Below are 19,118 nucleotides of genomic sequence, written 5' to 3'. Positions count from 1 at the left end.
CGGAGTTCAGGGCGATGCTGTGCGCTTAGGAGGACTTGAACCTCCGACCCCCACATTATCAGTGTGGTGCTCTAACCGTCTGAGCTATAAGCGCAGGCGCCAACTGGAGGGTGGAAGCCCCTACCAGCAGGCGAGAGGAAACATTACCCGGCGGCCACCCGAGGAACCAAAACGATGAGCCCCCGCGGACCCTGGGGAGGTCTGTCCGAGCCTGGTTCGGATAGGCCTCCCCAGGGTTAGAGTGCCAGCATGTCCGACTCGGAGGACCTCGAGGCGATCTTCGCGCGCGAAGATGCGGCACGGATGCTCGACGCTCAGCGGCGGATGCAGGACGGCGTGACCACTTACGCTCAGCTCACGGCCGGTGGCCTCAGCCGGATCGACATCGAGCGCGCCGTGCGCCGCAACGAGCTGCGGCGCGTGCACCCGCGGGTATACGTCGACCACACCGGGCCTCTCACCTGGGAGCAACGCGCCTGGGCAGCAGTGCTCTACGCTGCTCCGGCCCTGCTCTGTCGAGAGAGCCTCGAGGCCCCGCGAGGACGCGACGACGGCCGACCGATCCACGTGGCCATCGACCACTCCCGCAAGGTCATGCCCCAGCCTGGCCTCGTCATCCATCGGATGCGCGACCTCGGGCTGAAGGCGTACGGAGGCACCCCACCGCGCCTCAAGGTCGAGGACAACGCGCTGGCCATGGCCCACCTGGCCAGGTCCGAGATCGATGCGATCGCACGGGTCGCCGAGGTGGCCAGCCGGTCGTACGTCACCGCTGTCACACTTCAGGAAGCGCTGAACCGCGCCCGCTCCCTACGCCGCCGCAAGCTCATCCAAGCCTTGGTCGACGACCTCGCGACCGGCACGCACTCGGTGCTCGAGCACGGATATCTCACCAAGGTCGAGCGGGCGCACGGTCTCCCTTCGGGACGGCGCCAGTCGCCACGGACCGGTGCTTCTGGCAACCAGTACCGCGACGTCGAGTACGAGGCGTACGCATTGGTGGTCGAGCTCGATGGTGCGCTCGGCCACGAATCCTGGCGCAACCAGGCCCGCGATGCGGACCGTTCGTTGGACGACCTGGCGGAGATGGGGACGGTCACCGCACGACTGCGGTTCCACCAGGTGTTCGACACCCCGTGCCAGACAGCCGCGCGGGTAGGACGGATCCTCACGAGAAATGGCTGGAGCGGGAGAGTGCGGGCCTGCGGGCAGAACTGCCGCCTGAACGAATGAACCTGGGGAGGGCCATCCGAACGGTGTTCGGACAACCCTCCCCAGGTTGCGGGTCTCGTCGGCTCAGTTCTCGGTGAGCTCTACTTCTACGCCGCCGAGGAGTGCGGCGGCCATGTTGTAGAGGAACGCGGAGAGGGTGGCTACCGCCGTCATCAGGACGATGTTGATGACCGAGACGACCATGGTGAAGCCCATGATGCGGGAGAGGCCGAGGTAGTCCTGCACGTTCCAGCCCGCGCTGGAGTCACCGACGACGTCCTTGACCGCTTGGTTGATCGCGTCCCACACGCCGGCGGCGCCGAGCACGGACCAGATGACGAAGACAGCGACGATCACCACGACGCTGAGCGCGATCGAGAGCAGGAAGGCCATCTTCATGACCGACCATGGGTCGATCCGGCTCAGGCTCAGTCGGGCCCGGCGTGCCGACCCGCCGGCCGCGGCCCGCTCCGCACCGGCAGGACCGGAGGTGCGGGCGGTCGAGGCCACCGCGGATGCGGCTGCCGAGGTCGTACGCTTGAACTCACTGGCCGCGTTGGCGACCGTGCCCGTGAGTCGCTGGGTCACGGGCTGCGCTGCGGTCTCGTTCCGCTCGGTCATCGCGACTCCCCCGGTCGTGTTGTCGGCGGTGCGGTCCGTCATCAGGATTCATCTTCCGTGGTCGACTCGGACGACGCTCCGTGCTCGCCGTCTCCACCGATTGTTACATCATCTGCAACCTCTGTCCCGGTGACAGCTTCATCGTCGACCTCACGGGCCTCGACGGAGCGGGCCACGACAGCGACCGAGTCGCCCTTCTTGGGCGAGACGAACTTGACGCCCTGGGTGGAGCGCCCGGTGGGCCGGAAGTCGGCGTTGATCGGGCTGCGTACGACCTGTCCGGTCGCGGTGATCGAGAGGATCTCGTCGCCGTCGACCACGATGAACGCACCCACGAGACCACCGCGGTCGGCGTTGGCCAGGGCCATCGTCTTGATGCCCAGACCACCGCGGGACTGCAGCCGGTAGTCGGAGATCTTCGTACGCTTGGCGAAGCCACCGTCGGTGATGGTGAAGACGAACTGCTCCTTGACCTCGTCCGGCGACTCGGCGCCCGAGATGGGAGCGGCGACGTCAGCGGTGTCCTCGTTGGCCTCCGAGAGGCCAGCCGCGATCTCGGCGGCGACGTGCTCGGCCCGGATGACCGACATCGACAGCAGCGAGTCGCCCTCGCGGAACTTCATGCCGGTGACACCCGACGTCGCCCGGCCCATCGGCCGCAGCTGACCGTCGTCGGCACGGAACCGGATCGCCTGGCCCTTGCGGGAGACCAGCAGGATGTCGTCCTCGGAGTTGACCAGCTCGGCGCCGATCAGCTCGTCGTCGTCCTCGCGGAAGTTGATCGCGATGACGCCCGCCTGGCGAGGCGAGTTGTAGTCGGCGAGGCGGGTCTTCTTGATCAGACCGGAGCGGGTGGCCAGCACGAGGTAGGGCGCCTGCTCGTAGTCGCGGATCGCGAGCACCTGGGCGATCGACTCGTCCGGCTGGAACGAGAGCAGCCCGGCGACGTGACCACCCTTGGCGTCACGCGCCGCCTCGGGCAGGTTGTAGGCCTTGATCCGGTAGACCCGGCCGGCGGTGGTGAAGAAGAGCAGCCAGTGGTGGTTGGTGGTCGCGATGAAGTGCTCGACCACGTCGTCGCCGCGCAGGGTGGCGCCGCGTACGCCCTTCCCGCCGCGCTTCTGGGTGCGGTATTCACCCGCGAGGGTGCGCTTGGCGTAGCCACCGCGGGTGATCGAGACGACCAGCTCCTCATCGGGGATGAGGTCCTCCATGGAGAGGTCGCCGTCGGCCGCGATGATCTGCGTGCGACGGTCGTCGCCGTACTTCGCGACGATCTCGTCGAGCTCGTCACCGACGATCTGACGCTGGCGGGCGACGTTGGCGAGGATGTCCTCGAGGTCGGCGATGATGATCTCGAGCTCGGCCAGACGGTCGACGATCTTCTGCCGCTCCAGCGCCGCGAGACGGCGCAGCTGCATGTCGAGGATCGCGTTGGCCTGGACCTCGTCGATCTCGAGCAGCCGGATCAGGCCCTGGCGAGCGTCGTCGACCTCGGGGGAGGAGCGGATCAGCGCGATCACCGCGTCGAGCTGGTCGAGAGCCTTGACCAGGCCGCGCCAGATGTGGGCGTCCTCCTCGGCCTTCCGCAGCCGGAACGCCGTACGCCTCCGGATGACGTCGATCTGGTGCTCGACCCAGTGGGAGATGAACTGGTCGAGGGTCAGGGTGCGCGGCACCCCGTCGACCAGCGCCAGCATGTTGGCGGAGAAGTTGGTCTGAAGCTCGGTGTGCTTGAGCAGGTTGTTGAGTACGACGCGGGCGACCGCGTCGCGCTTGAGCACGACCACGAGCTGCTGCCCGGTGCGGGAGGAGGTGTTGTCCTTGACGTCCGCGATGCCCTGCACCTTGCCGGTGTCGGCGAGGTCGGCGATCTTCTGGGCGAGGTTGTCCGGGTTCACCATATAGGGGAGCTCGGTGATCACCAGGTTGGTGCGGCCCTTGGCGTCCTCGTCGACCTCGATCACCGCGCGCTGGGTGATCGAGCCGCGGCCGGTGCGGTAGGCCTGCTCGATGCCCTCGCGGCCGGCGATCAGGGCGCCGTTGGGGAAGTCGGGGCCCTTGATCCGCTCGAGGAGCGCGTCCTGGAGCTCCTCACGAGTGGCGTCGGGGTGCTCGAGCGACCACTTGGCGCCGGAGGCGACCTCACGCAGGTTGTGCGGCGGGATGTTGGTCGCCATCCCGACCGCGATGCCGGCCGAGCCGTTGACCAGCAGGTTGGGGAACCGCGCCGGCAGGATGGCAGGCTCCTGGGAGCGGCCGTCGTAGTTGGGGCCGAAGTCGACGGTGTCCTCGGTGATATCGCGGACCATCTCCAGCGCCAGCGGCGCCATCCGGCACTCGGTGTAACGCATGGCCGCGGCCGGGTCGTTGCCGGGCGAGCCGAAGTTGCCCTGGCCGTGGATCAGCGGGTTGCGCAGCACCCACGGCTGCGCGAGCCGGACCAGGGTGTCGTAGATCGCCGAGTCGCCGTGGGGGTGGTAGTTACCCATCACCTCACCGACGACACGGGCGCACTTGGAGAAGCCGCGGTCGGGGCGGTAGCCACCGTCGTACATCGCGTAGAGCACCCGGCGGTGGACGGGCTTCAAGCCGTCGCGTACGTCAGGCAGCGCGCGGCCGACGATGACGGCCATCGCGTAGTCGATGTAGCTGGCCTGCATCGAGGACTGCAGCTCGATGGTCTCGATCCGGCCGCCGGCAGCGGTCTGCCCTGGGCCTTCCGGAGGAGTCTCGGTCACGATTTCACTTTCTGCGTGCGTCTATCGGTATCTAGGTCGTGGGCTAGAGCCCAGGTTCTAGATGTCGAGGAATCGGACGTCCTTGGCGTTGCGCTGGATGAAGGAGCGTCGCTCGGCGACGTCCTCGCCCATGAGGATGGAGAAGATCTCGTCGGCGTGAGCGGCGTCCTCGAGGGTGACCTGGAGCAGCAGTCGCTGCGACGGGTCCATCGTGGTCTCCCACAGCTCGTCGGCGTTCATCTCGCCCAGACCCTTGTAGCGCTGGACCGCGTTCTCCTTGGGCAGCTTCTTGCCCTGCTCGAGACCGTCGCGCATGAGCGCGTCGCGCTCGGAGTCGGAGTAGACGAACTCGTGCTCGGCCGGCTTGTTCCAGCGCAGGCGGTAGAGCGGCGGCTGGGCGAGGTAGACGTAGCCCTGCTCGATCAGCGGCTTCATGAACCGGAACAGCAGCGTCAGCAGCAGGGTGTTGATGTGGTGACCGTCGACGTCGGCGTCGGCCATCATCACGATCTTGTGGTAGCGCAGCCGGTTGATGTCGAAGTCGTCGTGCACGCCGGTGCCCAGCGCGGAGATGATCGACTGGACCTCCTGGTTGGCGAGCACCTTGTCGATCCGCGCCTTCTCGACGTTGAGGATCTTGCCTCGGATCGGGAGGATCGCCTGGATGCGCGGGTCGCGACCGGACTTGGCCGAGCCGCCCGCGGAGTCACCCTCGACGACGAAGATCTCGCACTCTTCGGGGTTGGTCGACTGGCAGTCGGCGAGCTTGCCGGGCAGGCCGCCTCCGCCGCCGATGCCCTTGCGGTTGCGGGCCAGGTCGCGGGCCTTACGGGCAGCGATCCGGGCCGAGGCGGCAGCCATCGACTTGCGGATGATCTCCTTGCCCTCGGCCGGGTTCTCCTCCAGCCAGGCGCCGAGCTGGTCGTTGACCGCGCCCTGCACGAAGCCCTTGACCTCGGTGTTGCCGAGCTTGTCCTTGGTCTGGCCCTCGAACTGCGGCTCGCTGATCTTCACCGAGATGATCGCGGTGAGACCCTCGCGGATGTCGTCACCGGTGAGCCGGTCTTCCTTCTTCTTGATCTGGCCCCACTCCTCGCCCCAACGGTTGATCAGGGTGGTGAGCGCGGCGCGGAAACCCTCCTCGTGGGTGCCGCCGCCGGGGGTGTTGACCGTGTTGGCGAAGGTGTGGACCGACTCGTTGTACGACGACGCCTGCCACTGCATGGCGATCTCGACGCTCATCGGGTTCGGCGCCTTCTCGTCGGTCTCGGTCTCGAAGGCGATGATGCTCGAGACCGGTGTCTTGCGCTTGTTCAGGTGGTCGACGTAGTCGGCCAGACCGCGCTCGTAGTAGAAGGACTGCTCGAGCACCCGCTCGCCGTTGCCGGAGCTGTGCAGCTCGTCGGCTCCGTCGGTGTCCTGCTCGACGGTGCCGTCCTCGACCGCCTCGGCGATCGCGGACGCCTGCGGCCGCTCGTCGCGCAGCTCGATACGCAGACCCTTGTTCAGGAACGCGGTCTCGCGGAAGTGGCTCGAGATCGTCTCGAGGTTGTATTCGGTCGACTCGAAGATCTCGCTCGAGGCGTTCCACGAGATCGTGGTGCCGGTGCGCTCACCCTCTTCGAGCTCGCACACCTCGCGGAGGTCGTAGTCGGGTACGCCGCTGGTGAACTCCTGCTCCCACAGCCGGCCCCGGTTCTTGATCTCCATGTGGAGATTGGTCGAGAGCGCGTTCACCACGGAGGAGCCGACGCCGTGCAGGCCACCGGAGACCTTGTAGCCGCCTCCACCGAACTTCCCGCCGGCGTGCAGCACGGTCAGCGCCAAGGTCGCGGCGGGCACGTCCTGGCCGGGCGCGGTGTCGGTCGGGATGCCTCGACCGTTGTCGGAGACGCTCACCCAGCCGTCCTCGCGCAGCGTCACCTTGATGGTGTCGCAGTAGCCGGCGAGGGCCTCGTCGACCGCGTTGTCCACGATCTCCCAGATCAGGTGGTGCAGTCCGCGGGCTCCGGTCGAGCCGATGTACATACCCGGTCGTTTGCGGACCGCTTCGAGGCCTTCGAGAACCTGGATGGCAGAGGCGTCGTATTCGACTCCGCCTGCGGTCTTGTCGTCCGGCATGGGAGTCGTCTGGTCGGCAGCGGTCACCGGTGCGATCCACCTGTCATTTCGGTCCGGAATCGGACGTGGTGTCGGTCGGGCATGCAACGGGCCGACCTGCGCCGGGTAGTGGAACCTAGGACGATCGACCCAATCCCCATAATACCCCGTAGAACCCCGGATTCCACGCACGCGGCCCGCCCTGAGGGGGAACTGTGATCGAAATGAGCGTCTGTGCGTCTCTTGACGGTGTCTCTGCGCCCTCAGCAGGGGGCTCGGTGAGTCCCTATACGTTCTCGGGGCGCCCAGAGCGGCAGATCGGAGCTCGTGACCTGGTCCTCGAACACCTGTTCACGATCGCCGTCCATCCGTCTCAGCCGTAGGTGTCGCGTGGGCCACGTCCGTCGCGGAGGCCTCTGGGTCCCTTCTTCCAGGAGGGGAGGTGCGGGCCGAGGACCTCGATGACGAGAACGGTGCCGTGGCCGAGCTCCTCGTTGAGCCGCTTGACCAGGTTCGGTGCGAGCAGCTTGAGCTGGGTCGCCCAGGCGGTCGAGTCGGTACGTACGGACAGCTTGCCGTCGGCGTACGACTCGGGGGTGGTGTGATCGGCGATCTCCTCGCCGACGATGTCAGCCCAGCGGGCCATCACGCCGTGCACCCGCAGCGAGGTGTCCCAGCCGTGATCGTTGACCATCCGGCTGACCACCGAGTCGATGAGCTGCGGGTCGCGGTCGTCGGGCCGGGCGCCGGAGACCGTGCCGCGGCGGGTGGCGTTGTAGGGCGTACGCCGCTTCTTCCGCATGCCTGCCTTCGGGGCGGGCATATTGGCCGTGGCGCGGGTCAAGGAGCGGGCTAGGTCCAGGCCGTCGGGGCGCTTTTCGGGATCCTCTTCTTCCACTGGCGTGGTCATCTCGACAGGCTCGACCACCGGGTCGTCGTCACTCATCGCGGGTCACCTCGCCGGCGCTGACCTGGTAGCGCGCGCCGGCGAGGACGGCGGGTACGTCCTCGGGGACAGCGGCGGTGACGAGGACCTGCTCCGCATCGGCGACCAGCTCGGCCAGCTGTCGCCGCCGTTGGCTGTCGAGCTCGGCGAAGACGTCGTCGAGGATCAGGATCGGATCGTCGCCGTCGGCCCGCAACAGGTCGTACGCAGCGAGCCGGAGCGCCAGCGCGAAGGACCAGGACTCGCCGTGGCTGGCGTAGCCCTTGACCGGGAGGCGCTCGCTGCCGGCGCTGATGTGGAGCAACAGGTCGTCGCGGTGCGGGCCGACCAGGCTGATGCCGCGGTCGAGCTCGTCCTTCTGGCGGCGGGCCAGCTCGGCGAGGATGAGCTCACGAAGCGACTCCACGGTCGGGGTGATGGTCTCGACAGGCTCGACCACCGACGACTTGTAGGTGATCTCGGCATCGTCGCGGGTCGCGCCGCGGGCGACCGTCTCATAGGCCTTGCCGACGTACGGCTTCAGTGCCTCGACGAGGGCGAGGCGCTGGGCAAGGATCTCGGCGCCGATGGTCGCCAGGTGGTCGTCCCAGACGGACAGCGTGGCGAGCGCGCCTTCGCGAGCGGAGCCGCGGGCGAGGCCGGCGGTCTTGAGCAACGAGTTGCGTTGCTTGAGGACGCGGTCGTAGTCGCTGCGTACGCCTGCGAGACGAGGGGAGCGCAGGATCATCAGATCGTCGAGGAAACGCCGCCGGTCGGAAGGGTCGCCCTTGACGAGGGTCAGGTCCTCGGGGGAGAAGACGACGGTGCGGACCAGTCCGACGAGGTCGCGGGTGCGGGGGAGCGGGCTCCTGTTGATCCGGGCCTTGTTGGCGCGGCCCGCGTTGATCTCGACCTCGAGCGTCGCGGTGCGGCCGTCACGTACGACGGCGGCGCGGACGACGGCCTGGTCGGCGCCGGCACGGACCAGCGGGGCGTCGGTGGCGACCCGGTGTGACTGCAGCCGGGAGAGATAGTCGATCGCCTCGACCAGGTTGGTCTTGCCCTGGCCGTTGCGCCCGACGAAGGCGGTCACGCCTGCCTCGAGGGGGACGTCGACGCTCCGATAGGAACGGAAGTCGTGGAGAGAGAGGTGTGAGACGTACATCGGGTTCCTCTCTCGTTAGGGTGCCTGCATGAGCCAGTCTCCCAACCCTTACGGCCCGCCTCCAGGGCAACCCGCCTATGGCGCTCCAGCAGGGCCTTTCTATCTGTCGGTGATGGGCCAGGTCCATGGCCCCTACCCGGTCGAGCAGCTCGCCCACATGGCGGCGGCGGGCCAGATCAAGTCCGACACCCCGGCCAGCCTCGGCACCGACCAGCAGTGGTTTCCCGTGAAACAGATCCCGGGCGTCTTCTCGAGCCGCGAGTGGCTCCTCACGCTGCTGCTCTCGATCTTCCTGGGGTCACTCGGCGTCGACCGCTTCTACGTCGGGCAGATCGGCCTCGGCGTCGTGAAGCTGATCACCTGTGGCGGCTTCGGGATCTGGACGATCATCGACATCATCCTCATCATCGTGAGAAAGTTCCCGGATGTCGACGGCAAGCCCCTCGCCTGACCTGCGTCAGCGCGTCGCGGCGGTGAGCTCCACGGAGATCACCGCCGCCATCGGCGTCGGCGGGGTCGTCATCGCGGCGCTCCTGCCGGCCGGCGGCATCGAGGACGGCCCGGTGATCTGTCCGTTCCGTGCGCTCACCGGCCTGCCCTGCCCAGGCTGTGGCCTGACCCGCTCCTGGGTCTACCTGATGCACGGCGATGTCGGCTCGGCGCTGGCCAGCAACTGGTTCGGTCCGGTCCTGATTCTGGCGGTCATCGTCCTCGCCGTGGTCTCCGTGCGTGCCCGGCTCACCCGGAGCCGCCCCGCTGACCTCGACAAGCTCGTCAAGAGCCCGATCGTCCTCGGCACCTTCGCGCTCTTCCTCGCCTACGGCGCCGTCCGCCTGATCCTCACGATGACCGGAGCGATCCCCGCCATCTAGGTGGTCGAGCCGGTGGTCGAGCTTGTCGAGACCACCACCCGAGCCCGGCCTCAGCCCTCGCCGACCCGGTGGTCGAGCCTGTCGAGACCACCCCACCCAACCTGAGGCCTCAGGCCTCGGACTCCGAGATCACCGCGTGCCCACCGAACCCGTTGCGCATCGCAGCGATCGCCTTCATGGCGTGGTCGTCCTCCTGCCGCGACACGAACCGCGCGAAGAGCGAAGCCGAGATCGCCGGCATCGGGACCGCGTTCTCGATCGCAGCCTCGACGGTCCACCGACCCTCGCCCGAGTCGTCGGCGTAACCCCTGATCTTGTCGAGGTGCTCGTCGGCGCGCAGCTGGTCGACGAGAAGATCGAGAAGCCAGGAACGTACGACCGTCCCGGTCCGCCACGAGGCGAAGATCTCCGGGACGTTGTCGACGATGTCGACCTTGTCGAGGAGCTCCCAGCCCTCGGCGTAGGCCTGCATCATCGCGTACTCGATGCCGTTGTGGACCATCTTGGAGAAGTGCCCGGCGCCGGGGGTGGAGCCGCAGTGGACGAGCCCGTCCTCGGTGCCGGCCGGCTTGAGCGCCTCGAAGGCGGGCATCACCTTGGCCGCGTTCTCCGCCGAGCCGCCGTACATCAGCGCGTATCCGTTCTGGAGGCCCCAGACGCCACCGGAGACGCCGCAGTCGACGAAGCCGATGCCCCTCTCCGCGAGGCTCTCGGCGTTCTTGGCGTCGTCGGTGTATTTCGAGTTGCCGCCGTCGACGACCAGGTCGCCCTCACCGAGGAGCTCCTTGAGCTCGGCGATCGTGGAGCGAGTCGGGTCGCCCGCCGGCACCATCACCCAGACCACCTTGGGACTGGGCAGCGCCTCGACGAGCTCTGCCAGGCTCGCCACGTCAGCGAGGTCTGGGTTGCGGTCGTAGCCGACGACAGTGTGACCAGCCTCCCGCAGCCGGGTGCGCATGTTGCCACCCATCTTGCCGAGGCCGACGAGTCCGATGTGCATGGAGAATTCCTCTCAAACCGGTGGTCGAGCTTGTCGAGACCACCTGTAGTACGCGACGGGTTCAGGAGAGCAGGCGCCGCGGCATCAGCAGGTAGCGGAAGCCGGGTTCCTCGCCGCCCTCGGCCGGCTTGCCGCTGATCACCACAGGCTTCGGCGCCTGGGTGAAGGCGAGCTCGACGACCTGCTGGTCGATGGCCTGCAGCCCGTCGAGGAGGAACTGCGGGTTGAACCCGGTGGTCAGTCCCTCGCCCTCCATGGTCGCCTCGATGGACTCCGACGCCTGAGCCTCGTCACCGGAACCGGCATCGAGCGTGAGCACGCCGTCCTCGAAGACCATCTGGACCGCGGTGTTGCGCTCGGCGACCAGCGCGACGCGCTTGACCGACTCGATCAGGGAGGCCTTGTCGACCAGCGCGGTGGTGAGGTGCTCGGCGGGAAACAGGCTGCGCACCTTCGGGAACTCACCGTCGAGCAGGCGCGTCGTGGTGCGACGTACGCCGCCCGCGGCCGCGCCCTCGAAGCCGATGATGCCCTCGCCGGTGCCGGTGGTGGACAGCGCCAGAGTGACCTCGCTGCCGCTGGTCAGCGACTTGGCGGTGTCACCGAGCACCTTGGCCGGCACCAGCGCGGCCATGCTCTCGTCGGGGGTCGCCGGGTTCCACTCGAGCTCACGGTGGGAGAGCCGGAAGCGGTCGGTGGCCAGCAGCGAGATCGTGGAGCCCTCGATCTCGAGCCGCACGCCGGTCAGCACCGGAAGCATGTCGTCGCGGCCGGCGGCGGTCACCGCCTGGGCGACGGCGTGGGCGAACAGCTCCGACTTGACCGTGCCGGCCGCGGTCGGCATCTCCGGCAGCGTCGGGTAGTCCTCCACCGGCATCGTCTGCAGGCTGAACCGTGCGCTCCCGCAGGTGAGCGAGACGCGAGATCCGTCGGTGACCATCTCGACCGGCTTGGCCGGAAGGCTGCGGCAGATGTCGGCGAGCAGCTTGCCCGAGACCAGTGCCTTGCCCTCGTCGGCGACCTCGGCCGAGAGCGTCGCCCTCGCTGAGGTCTCGTAGTCGAACGTCGAGAGCATCAGGCCCTCGTGACCCGCCTCGATCAGGAGGCCGGAGAGCACCGGGGTGCTGGGGCGGACCGGAAGGCTGCGGGCAGCCCAGGCGACAGCATCCGCGAACACGTCGCGGTCGACGCGGAACTTCACGATGACCTGTCCTTCTTCTAACTCGACATCGGGGCGTTTGAGGACATGCGGTCCGGGCTGTGCTTGAACCATGGGGAAGACGACACCGGTTCCGGAACGCCCCCGCGTTGACATGACCTGGAGTACGCATCCTGCCACGGACCGCCGACAACCGGTAAGCGCTCAGCCCTCTCGGCTCTGCACAGGCCTGCCTGTGGACTCCGGATCGCTGAGCGGGTTGTCCCCAGGGAGGGGCGCTCGAGGAATTTCACCGAGGATCCGTGGATTAAATAGTTTCGTACGTCGTAAGAGCATCTGTGGGAAATGTGGATGACGCACGTCTTCCCAGGTCGTGGCCGGAAATATGATTCCACAGGGGGTGTGGACGTCCTGCTGAAATGACGCACGTCACTGTGGGCTGTGGAGAGCTGTGAGCACTCCCGAGTGTTTTGTGCACAGGCCATCCCCTTTTCCATCCCATTTGAACGGCCGGTTCTCCACAGGTTTCGCCCAGCCTGTGGGCTGTGGACAACCTTGGGAGAACCTCGGGAAATCTCGGCCTGTGGGTTTTGGAAATCCCAAAACGCGGACGGGACACCTGTGGATGAGCCTCCGGAGGCGCAGCAAGGCATCGGTGGTCGAGCCTGTCGAGAGCACGCAAAGCACCGGTGGTCGAGCCTGTCGAGACCACCCCGTGAGTCACGGTCGAGTGGTCTCGACAAGCTCGACCACCGGTGGTGATCGGCCTGCGTACGTCCGGTCTAGGCCTGGCGCGCCTGCATCTTGACGCGGTTGGTGAGCTCGGAGACCTGGTTGAAGACGGCGCGACGCTCGGCGAGGAGCTGGTTGATCTTCCGCTCGGCGTACATCACCGTGGTGTGGTCGCGGCCGCCGAAGTGCTTGCCGATCTTGGGCAGGGAGTCCTCGGTGAGCTCACGGCACAGATACATGGCGATCTGACGGGCCATGACGAGGTGACGCCCACGCGAGGGTCCGGTGAGCTCGTCGATCGACAGCCCGAAGTAGGCCGCGGTCTGGGCGATGATCAGGCCGGCCGTGATCTCCGGCTCCCCGCCGTCGGGGATGAGGTCCTTGAGCACGATCTCGGCCAGCGTCAGGTCGACGTCCTGCCGGTTGAGGTTGGCGAACGCGGTCACCCGGATCAGCGCACCCTCGAGCTCACGGATGTTGGTCTGGATCTTGCTCGCGATGAACTCGAGCACGTCGGGCGGCGCGGTGAGCCGCTCCATCGCCGCCTTTTTGCGAAGGATCGCGATCCGCGTCTCGATGTCGGGCGGCTGGACGTCGGTGATCAGACCCCACTCGAATCGGTTCCGCAGCCGGTCCTCCAACGCCTCGAGGCGCTTCGGCGGACGGTCGGAGGTCAGCACGATCTGCTTGTTGGCGTTGTGGAGCGTGTTGAAGGTGTGGAAGAACTCCTCCTGCGTCTGGGTCTTCCCCTCCAAGAACTGGATGTCGTCGATCAGCAGGACGTCGACATCGCGGTAGCGACGCTTGAACCGGTCCTGCCGGTCGTCGCGGATCGCGTTGATGAACTCGTTGGTGAACTCCTCCGAGCTCACGTAGCGCACCTTCGCGCCGGAGTAGAGGCTCCGGACGTAGTGGCCGATCGCGTGCAGCAGGTGGGTCTTGCCGAGGCCGGACTCCCCGTAGACGAGCAGCGGGTTGTAGGCCTTGCCCGGTGCTTCGCTGACCGCGACCGCTGCCGCGTGCGGGAACCGGTTGGAAGATCCGATGACGAACGTCTCGAAGGTGTACTTCGGGTTCAGACGGGTCTCGAGGACATTGTGGCTCGGCTCGCTCGCCCTGGTCGGCGGACCGGGGACGAGCGGCCGGGGCGGGATCGGCTCCTCGACGGGAGCCACTGGCGGAGCCGGGGGATTTGTCGACATGTCGCCATAGCCGGGACGTACGTCGTCGTTCCCGGGAGCCGGCTGCTGCTGGCCGGGCTGCTGCTGGCCGGGCGGCGGCGCGATGGGCGCCGGCGGAGCCGAGTACGCCGCGGGGGCCTCCGGCTCGTCGCGTGGCCCGGGCGCCGGCGGACCGGGGATGAGTCCGGGCGAGTTGGGCGGGTAGACCGACTGGTGCGGGAACGCCGACTGGCTGGGGTACGCCGACTGGCCTGGGAAGGCCGTCTGCTGCTGGAGGGCAGCGGCGGCAGCAGCGTCCGCCGCGGCGATCTCCCGCTCGGAGATCATGATCGCCTGCGTGTCCGGATCCGGGGTTACGTCGAGATCTGGGTTGACGGTGACGGCGATGCGGATCTCGCGATGGAAGATCTCGCCCAGCGACTTCTCCAGGGAGCCACGCAGGCGGCCCTCGATCTGGTTGCGGGTGAAGTCGTTGGGGACCTCGACGATCGCGGTCGACCCGTGCAGAGTGAGTGGTTCGCTGTCCCGGAGCCAGGCGCGCTGGTTGGGCGGAAGCTCGGCGACCACCCTCGTCCATGCGGACTGGAGATCTGGCTGTGGTTCTGGCGCGAGGCCGGAGTGCTCCACAGGTTCCTGCCTTCCCTGATGGCTCGGGTGGGTGGTCTTGACATTGATGCGGCCTGGATTGATGCAACGGTCTGGTCTACATCCTCCACAGACTTTTCCACAAGCTGTGGAGCATCCCCGAATGTAGGCATCGGGGACCGACCGAGACACGTTGCCGTCCTCGAGAATCCGACCGTTTCGGCAGGTCAGGTGGGAAAATAAGATCCCCGCGTGGCATCCCCCCGAATGCGGCCGAAGCTCCTGGCGATGTGCAGGGAAACCTCGGTAGAGGACGAAACTACCGGCTGACAGCGGTGACGGGCAAGCCGTCCTCCACAGGTGGAGGGTGAATCACAGCGGTGTGATAGGGCGCGGGTTTGACCGTGGTTTCGCCGTCCACGTACCGTTGCTAGGTCACCTGGTCTACAGGTGCCGCATGTCCACGCCTCGGTCGCCGGGGCGCGGACGGGCGGTGCTTGTTGAATCGGCCCGCCTGGATCCACCGAGGGCGACCCCATCGTGCCGGATAGAGCGACCGGCCACCACACCACACAACTAAGGAAGCACCCGTGAGCAAGCGTACTTACCAGCCGAACAACCGCCGCCGTCACAAGACGCACGGTTTCCGCCTGCGCATGCGCACCCGTGCCGGCCGCGCGATCCTCGCTGCGCGCCGCGGCAAGGGTCGCAAGAGCCTGACCGTCTGAGGCCCCGGCCTCAGCCACCACGCGCGTGCTGCCACGTCGCCACCGACTGGTCGATTCGTCGGGCTTCAAAGAAGCGGTAAGACGAGGCAAGCGCGCGGGCTCGAAGAGCCTGGTGGTCCATCTGCTCGTCCCCGACACCGGCAGCGATGCCGGTCGGGAGCGGGAGCCACAGGTGGGCTTCGTGGTGAGCAAGGCCGTCGGTCCGGCCGTCGTCCGGAATCGCGTGAAGCGCAGACTGCGTCATCAGGCCCGGGAGTCCCTGAGCGGACTCCCGGGCTCTGCTGTGCTTGTGGTCCGTGCGCTTCCCGCCTCGGCCGACGCTTCGTACGACGATCTCGGGAGCGACCTGACGCGTTGTCTCGCTCGGGTGCTGTCATGAACGTCCTGCGGGGTGGACTCGACAAGCTCGACCGCCTGCTCGCGCTCGTCCTGGTGGGACTGCTCCACGTGTGGCGCACTCTCATCAGTCCGCTGTACGGAGATGTGTGCCGCTACTACCCGTCGTGCTCGGCGTACGGGCTCGAGGCCGTGAAGACGCACGGCCCCTGGCGCGGGAGCTGGCTGACGGTCCGCCGGCTGTGCCGGTGCGTCCCCTGGGCCAAGACACGTGGGTTCGACCCCGTGCCGACACCCAAAGAAATGCGTAGAGACCCTGAAGACCTTGTCCGTGTAAGTGCGGACTCCCGACACCGAGGAGCCTGATCCGTGGGAGCCATAGGCGATCTGTTCGGATGGATCGCAACACCGCTGTATTACGCCATCTCGGGCATCCTGCTCGTGTGGCAGAAGGCGTTCTCGTACATCATTCCGTCTGAAGGCTGGCAGTGGGCGCTGGCCATCGTCGGTCTGACCGTGACCATCCGCGCGATGCTGATCCCGCTGTTCGTGAAGCAGATCAACTCCAGCCGGAACATGCAGCTGCTGCAGCCGAAGGTGAAGGAGCTGCAGAAGAAGTACGGTCACGACCGCGAGAAGCTCGCCAACGAGACCATGAAGCTCTACAAGGACTCGGGCACCAACCCGTTCGCGTCCTGCCTGCCGCTGCTGCTGCAGATGCCGATCTTCTTCGTGCTGTTCCGGATGCTCGAGCATGCCTCGAACGGTGACGGCAAGGGCTTCCTGAGCGACGCCGACGCCCACGAGTTCGCGAACTCGACCTGGCTCGGCTCGCTGCTCTCGGACCAGTTCACGACGGCCGACCACATCAGCACGTACTTCCTGACCGGGTTCCTGGTCATCGCGATGATCGCCACCACCTTCCTCACTCAGCGTCAGCTGATGTCGAAGAACATGCCGGCCGACGCCATGACCGGGCAGTACGCCCAGCAGCAGAAGCTCCTGCTCTACGTACTGCCCGTCGTCTTCGCGGTCGGTGGTATCGCCTTCCCGGTCGGAACGATCCTCTATTGGACCTCCTCCAACCTGTGGACGATGGGCCAGCAGTTCTACGTGATCCGCAACAACCCCGCACCGGGGACGCCGGCGTTCGACGCCAAGCAGGAGCGCGACCGGGCCAAGCGGAAGAAGAAGGGCATGACCGACGCGGAGATCGACATCGTCGAAGCCGACGAGGCCGCCGCCGAGAAGCGCCCGGTGCAGCGCAACCAGCCCAAGAACCAGACCCGGAGCCAGCGTAAGAAGGCCGGCACGACCACCGGTCGCTCCACGACCCAGAAGGACGGGGGAACCAAGTGACGACTCAGGATGTGAGCGAGACCGTGACGGAGACTGTCGACGCAGTCAGCGACGAGACGCGTCTCAAGCAGCTCGAGCAGGAAGGTGACATCGCGGCGGACTATCTCGAGGAGCTTCTCGACATCGCCGACCTCGACGGTGACCTCGACATGGACGTCGAGGGCGACCGTGCCGCTGTCTCGATCGTCGGGGGAGACCTGCAGCAGCTGGTCGGTCGTCACGGCGAGGTCCTGGACGCCCTCCAGGAGCTGACCCGGCTCGCCGTCTACCGCGAGACCGGTGAGCGGTCCCGGCTGATGCTCGACGTCGGTGGCTACCGCGCGGACCGTCGCTCGACCCTGATGGCGCTCGCCGAGGAGACGGTGGCGAAGGTCAAGGAGTCTGGAGCCCCGGTCTCGCTCAAGCCGATGTCGCCGTTCGAGCGGAAGGTCGTGCACGACGCCGTCGCTGCCGCCGGTCTCACCTCTGAGTCCTCCGGTGTCGAGCCGCGACGCTACGTGGTCGTCCTGCCTGAGTGACGCTGAGCCAAAGAGATCGCCCCTCGTGCCGTGTGGCACGAGGGGCGATCTCTTTGTGGGGGTTTCACGTGGAGCGTGGTCTCGACAAGCTCGACCACCGTGGTCGTGCCTGTCGAGACCACGACCCCGCTACAGCGAGGTGGTCTCGACAAGCTCGACCACCGGCGCGGCTACGAGCGGTAGACGACGACCCGGTCGCCGATGCGGATCTGGTCGAAGACCCACGCGATGGCGGCCTTCTTGCGGACGTTCACGCAACCGTGGGAGCAGCCGTCGTAACCGCGTGCGGCGAAGTCGGCGGAGTAGTGCACCGCCTGGCCGCCGGAGAAGAACATCGCGTACGGCATCGGCGTGTGGTAGATCGAAGAGACGTGGTTGCGGCTCTTCTTGAAGACCTTGAAGGCGCCCATCCGGCTCGGGTTCGACTTGCAGCCGAAGCGAGCATCCATCGCCTTGACGATCTTGCCGCCACGTACGTAGCGCATCCGGCGGTCGGTCTTGTCGACGCAGAGGACGCGGCCGGTGAGGCAGCGACGGTCGAGGTTGTACAGGGCCGCGTCGGTCGGCGTGCTCGTCTTTGAACGGAGGCGGTCGAGCGTGCGCTGGTTTACCTTGCCGGTGATGGCCAGACGCTGGTTGCGCTGGAACACCTTGACGGAGCCGGTGGTCTTCGAGCCGTACGTGCCGGTGACCCGGCCGGTGTAGATGCCCCTCTCCTTGAGGCGAGCCTGGATCTTGCGCACCCCGAGACCGGTCGAACCGGACTTGTAGAGGACGGTGTAGGCGGTGTGGAGCCCGAGCTGTCCGACAGATGCCGACGGCGCACTGGCCTGGGCGCTGCTCGTGGCAGCGATCGAGCCCAGGGAAAATCCCAGGGCGAGGATGGCGGTGAGGAAGATCGCCACCGGGGTTCTACGGACGTTCACATCAGCTCCGTGGGTCATGGATGGTGGCCCGGTCGCGCGGGCCGCTGGTGTCGCATCGAGTGCGACTTCTACGACTAAGACGTTCGAGCAGCGCGCGCGGTTGCATCGCTCTTCGCAAGGCTGCTCGCGGACTTTAGCGCACCCGGCGGGCCGGCGGCTCCTTTCGGTCCGCTTCTGCGGATTCGTTGGGTGGCCGCTCTTCGCGGACTCGTCGATTGCGTGCGTTTCACGTGAAACGCCGTCGGTGGTCGAGGCTGTCGAAACCACGAGCTGCAGCGACTCACGGGTGGTGGTCTCGACAAGCTCGACCACCGGGGGTCGAGTCTGTCGACATCTCGTCGTTTGTCGTTCGTGGTCTCGACAGGCTCGACCGCCGGGCTCCGCTTGTCGTGTTGCGAGCTCGACCACCGGAGGTCGAGCTTGTCGAGACCTCTCCCGACGCGAGCGCAAGGGTTCACTCTCGGTGATCGTCAATCGTGCGGGGTCTCCGACGTGTTCGCGAGCCGCGGGAGATCGCCGAGGCGACCCTGGATGAGCGCGATCCGTTTGGCGCGGCTCCAGTTCTGGATCTGTTTTCCCGCGTGAACGCATGATCGACGTTGTCGTACTGCTCGTACCAGACCAGCTCCACAGGCAGGCGATGGCGCGTGTACTCCGAACCGAGGCCGACCCGGTGTTCGCTGATGCGGCGTTCGAGATCGGTCGTGCTGCCGACGTAGAGGGTTCGGTCGGCGCAGAGAAGAATGTATGTGTAAGCCATGACCTCATCTTGAGCGCGACCACCGACAGTTTTCCGTGGGTCGAACTCGTAGAGGGTTCTGCTGCTGCGGCGGGTGGGTGTGGTCTCGACAGGCTCGACCACCGGGGATTGCGCCTGGTGGGGTCACGAGTGTCGGTCATCGAGCTTGTCGAGATGACCTGACTGTACGTGCCGGTCTCGACAGGCTCGACCACCGGG

General features: G+C 66.9%; 18 protein-coding genes and 1 tRNA gene. 8 read left to right on the top strand and 11 right to left on the bottom strand.

Annotation, left to right across the window (positions count from 1 at the left end; genetic code table 11):
- Positions 1-20: 20 nt before the first annotated feature.
- Positions 21-94, bottom strand: a tRNA-Ile gene (locus IEY84_RS09425).
- A 155-nt stretch (positions 95-249) separates the two neighbouring features.
- Here IEY84_RS09425 and IEY84_RS09420 point away from each other — a divergent pair.
- Positions 250-1,233, top strand: a complete 984-nt coding sequence (locus IEY84_RS09420) for a type IV toxin-antitoxin system AbiEi family antitoxin domain-containing protein (RefSeq protein WP_183542416.1) — start codon at positions 250-252, stop codon at positions 1,231-1,233.
- A gap of 63 nt (positions 1,234-1,296) precedes the next feature.
- Here the strand turns inward: IEY84_RS09420 and IEY84_RS09415 are convergent, their stop codons facing one another.
- The 5 genes from IEY84_RS09415 to recF all read right to left on the bottom strand — a co-directional run bounded on the left by IEY84_RS09415 (position 1,297) and on the right by recF (position 8,764).
- On the bottom strand, positions 1,297-1,875 hold the full coding sequence (locus IEY84_RS09415) for a DUF3566 domain-containing protein (RefSeq protein WP_183542414.1): 579 nt from the start codon (positions 1,873-1,875) through the stop codon (positions 1,297-1,299).
- Complete coding sequence (gene gyrA / locus IEY84_RS09410; protein WP_229788593.1) at positions 1,875-4,496, bottom strand: DNA gyrase subunit A; 2,622 nt, start codon at positions 4,494-4,496, stop codon at positions 1,875-1,877. The genes IEY84_RS09415 and gyrA overlap by 1 nt, the downstream gene beginning before the upstream one ends.
- 135 nt (positions 4,497-4,631) lie before the next feature.
- A complete protein-coding gene (gene gyrB, locus IEY84_RS09405; protein ID WP_183543344.1) occupies positions 4,632-6,695 on the bottom strand; it encodes a DNA topoisomerase (ATP-hydrolyzing) subunit B in 2,064 nt (687 codons plus the stop codon).
- A 352-nt stretch (positions 6,696-7,047) separates the two neighbouring features.
- The gene (locus tag IEY84_RS09400) at positions 7,048-7,620 is read right to left on the bottom strand and encodes a DciA family protein (protein ID WP_183542411.1); all 573 of its coding nucleotides are present in this window, start codon (positions 7,618-7,620) and stop codon (positions 7,048-7,050) included.
- Positions 7,613-8,764: a DNA replication/repair protein RecF gene (recF, locus tag IEY84_RS09395; RefSeq protein ID WP_183542409.1), complete on the bottom strand. Its 1,152-nt coding sequence runs from the start codon at positions 8,762-8,764 to the stop codon at positions 7,613-7,615. Before recF ends, IEY84_RS09400 begins: the two co-directional genes overlap by 8 nt.
- A gap of 28 nt (positions 8,765-8,792) precedes the next feature.
- Between recF and IEY84_RS09390 the strand changes: the two genes are divergently transcribed.
- Together IEY84_RS09390 and IEY84_RS09385 are read left to right on the top strand one after the other, a co-directional pair.
- Positions 8,793-9,215: an NINE protein gene (locus tag IEY84_RS09390; protein WP_183542406.1), complete on the top strand. Its 423-nt coding sequence runs from the start codon at positions 8,793-8,795 to the stop codon at positions 9,213-9,215.
- Positions 9,190-9,636 carry a DUF2752 domain-containing protein gene (locus IEY84_RS09385; RefSeq protein WP_183542404.1) on the top strand — a complete coding sequence of 149 codons (447 nt, stop codon included), beginning with the start codon at positions 9,190-9,192 and terminating at the stop codon, positions 9,634-9,636. The genes IEY84_RS09390 and IEY84_RS09385 overlap by 26 nt, the downstream gene beginning before the upstream one ends.
- 109 nt (positions 9,637-9,745) lie before the next feature.
- Here the strand turns inward: IEY84_RS09385 and gnd are convergent, their stop codons facing one another.
- From gnd to dnaA, 3 genes are all read right to left on the bottom strand, one after another.
- On the bottom strand, positions 9,746-10,636 hold the full coding sequence (gnd, locus tag IEY84_RS09380) for a phosphogluconate dehydrogenase (NAD(+)-dependent, decarboxylating) (RefSeq protein WP_183542402.1): 891 nt from the start codon (positions 10,634-10,636) through the stop codon (positions 9,746-9,748).
- A 61-nt stretch (positions 10,637-10,697) separates the two neighbouring features.
- Positions 10,698-11,837 carry a DNA polymerase III subunit beta gene (gene dnaN / locus IEY84_RS09375; protein ID WP_183542400.1) on the bottom strand — a complete coding sequence of 380 codons (1,140 nt, stop codon included), beginning with the start codon at positions 11,835-11,837 and terminating at the stop codon, positions 10,698-10,700.
- A 740-nt stretch (positions 11,838-12,577) separates the two neighbouring features.
- Positions 12,578-14,275 carry a chromosomal replication initiator protein DnaA gene (dnaA, locus tag IEY84_RS09370; protein ID WP_229788534.1) on the bottom strand — a complete coding sequence of 566 codons (1,698 nt, stop codon included), beginning with the start codon at positions 14,273-14,275 and terminating at the stop codon, positions 12,578-12,580.
- Between the two features lie 608 nt (positions 14,276-14,883).
- On the opposite strand from dnaA, the gene rpmH reads away from it, so the two are divergent.
- From rpmH to IEY84_RS09345, 5 genes are read left to right on the top strand one after another with little or no spacing between them, the layout of a single operon-like run.
- Complete coding sequence (rpmH, locus tag IEY84_RS09365) at positions 14,884-15,021, top strand: 50S ribosomal protein L34 (RefSeq protein ID WP_091044043.1); 138 nt, start codon at positions 14,884-14,886, stop codon at positions 15,019-15,021.
- A 25-nt stretch (positions 15,022-15,046) separates the two neighbouring features.
- Entirely contained in the window at positions 15,047-15,400 is a 354-nt protein-coding gene (gene rnpA / locus IEY84_RS09360) for a ribonuclease P protein component (RefSeq protein ID WP_183542396.1), read from the top strand.
- Positions 15,397-15,723 carry a membrane protein insertion efficiency factor YidD gene (gene yidD / locus IEY84_RS09355; protein ID WP_183542394.1) on the top strand — a complete coding sequence of 109 codons (327 nt, stop codon included), beginning with the start codon at positions 15,397-15,399 and terminating at the stop codon, positions 15,721-15,723. The genes rnpA and yidD overlap by 4 nt, the downstream gene beginning before the upstream one ends.
- 3 nt (positions 15,724-15,726) lie before the next feature.
- Entirely contained in the window at positions 15,727-16,716 is a 990-nt protein-coding gene (yidC, locus tag IEY84_RS09350) for a membrane protein insertase YidC (protein ID WP_183542392.1), read from the top strand.
- 11 nt (positions 16,717-16,727) lie between these two features.
- On the top strand, positions 16,728-17,234 hold the full coding sequence (locus tag IEY84_RS09345; protein ID WP_183543342.1) for a Jag family protein: 507 nt from the start codon (positions 16,728-16,730) through the stop codon (positions 17,232-17,234).
- Between the two features lie 170 nt (positions 17,235-17,404).
- On the opposite strand, the gene IEY84_RS09340 is transcribed toward IEY84_RS09345, so the two are convergent.
- Both IEY84_RS09340 and IEY84_RS09335 read right to left on the bottom strand, forming a co-directional pair.
- The gene (locus IEY84_RS09340; RefSeq protein WP_229788533.1) at positions 17,405-18,160 is read right to left on the bottom strand and encodes a L,D-transpeptidase family protein; all 756 of its coding nucleotides are present in this window, start codon (positions 18,158-18,160) and stop codon (positions 17,405-17,407) included.
- Positions 18,161-18,614: 454 nt separating this feature from the next.
- Positions 18,615-18,920 (bottom strand): GIY-YIG nuclease family protein, encoded by a 306-nt coding sequence (locus tag IEY84_RS09335; RefSeq protein WP_229788531.1) that lies wholly within the window; start codon positions 18,918-18,920, stop codon positions 18,615-18,617.
- Between the last annotated feature and the right edge of the window lie 198 nt (positions 18,921-19,118).

Origin of the sequence: Nocardioides albus, from assembly GCF_014648255.1 — a bacterium.
GTDB classification, from domain to species: Bacteria; Actinomycetota; Actinomycetes; order Propionibacteriales; family Nocardioidaceae; genus Nocardioides; species Nocardioides albus.
The sequence above is the reverse complement of the archived record's forward strand: the minus strand, read 5'-3'. Positions and strand labels throughout refer to the sequence as shown.

Excerpts from the sequence above, each read along its gene's own strand:
- IEY84_RS09420 (WP_183542416.1), top strand. The coding sequence starts at position 250 with ATGTCCGACTCGGAGGACCTCGAGGCGATCTTCGCGCGCGAAGATGCG.
- IEY84_RS09415 (WP_183542414.1), bottom strand. The coding sequence starts at position 1,875 with ATGACGGACCGCACCGCCGACAACACGACCGGGGGAGTCGCGATGACC.
- gyrA (WP_229788593.1), bottom strand. The coding sequence starts at position 4,496 with ATGCAGGCCAGCTACATCGACTACGCGATGGCCGTCATCGTCGGCCGC.
- gyrB (WP_183543344.1), bottom strand. The coding sequence starts at position 6,695 with ATGCCGGACGACAAGACCGCAGGCGGAGTCGAATACGACGCCTCTGCC.
- IEY84_RS09400 (WP_183542411.1), bottom strand. The coding sequence starts at position 7,620 with ATGAGTGACGACGACCCGGTGGTCGAGCCTGTCGAGATGACCACGCCA.
- recF (WP_183542409.1), bottom strand. The coding sequence starts at position 8,764 with ATGTACGTCTCACACCTCTCTCTCCACGACTTCCGTTCCTATCGGAGC.
- IEY84_RS09390 (WP_183542406.1), top strand. The coding sequence starts at position 8,793 with ATGAGCCAGTCTCCCAACCCTTACGGCCCGCCTCCAGGGCAACCCGCC.
- IEY84_RS09385 (WP_183542404.1), top strand. The coding sequence starts at position 9,190 with ATGTCGACGGCAAGCCCCTCGCCTGACCTGCGTCAGCGCGTCGCGGCG.
- gnd (WP_183542402.1), bottom strand. The coding sequence starts at position 10,636 with ATGCACATCGGACTCGTCGGCCTCGGCAAGATGGGTGGCAACATGCGC.
- yidD (WP_183542394.1), top strand. The coding sequence starts at position 15,397 with ATGAACGTCCTGCGGGGTGGACTCGACAAGCTCGACCGCCTGCTCGCG.
- IEY84_RS09335 (WP_229788531.1), bottom strand. The coding sequence starts at position 18,920 with ATGGCTTACACATACATTCTTCTCTGCGCCGACCGAACCCTCTACGTC.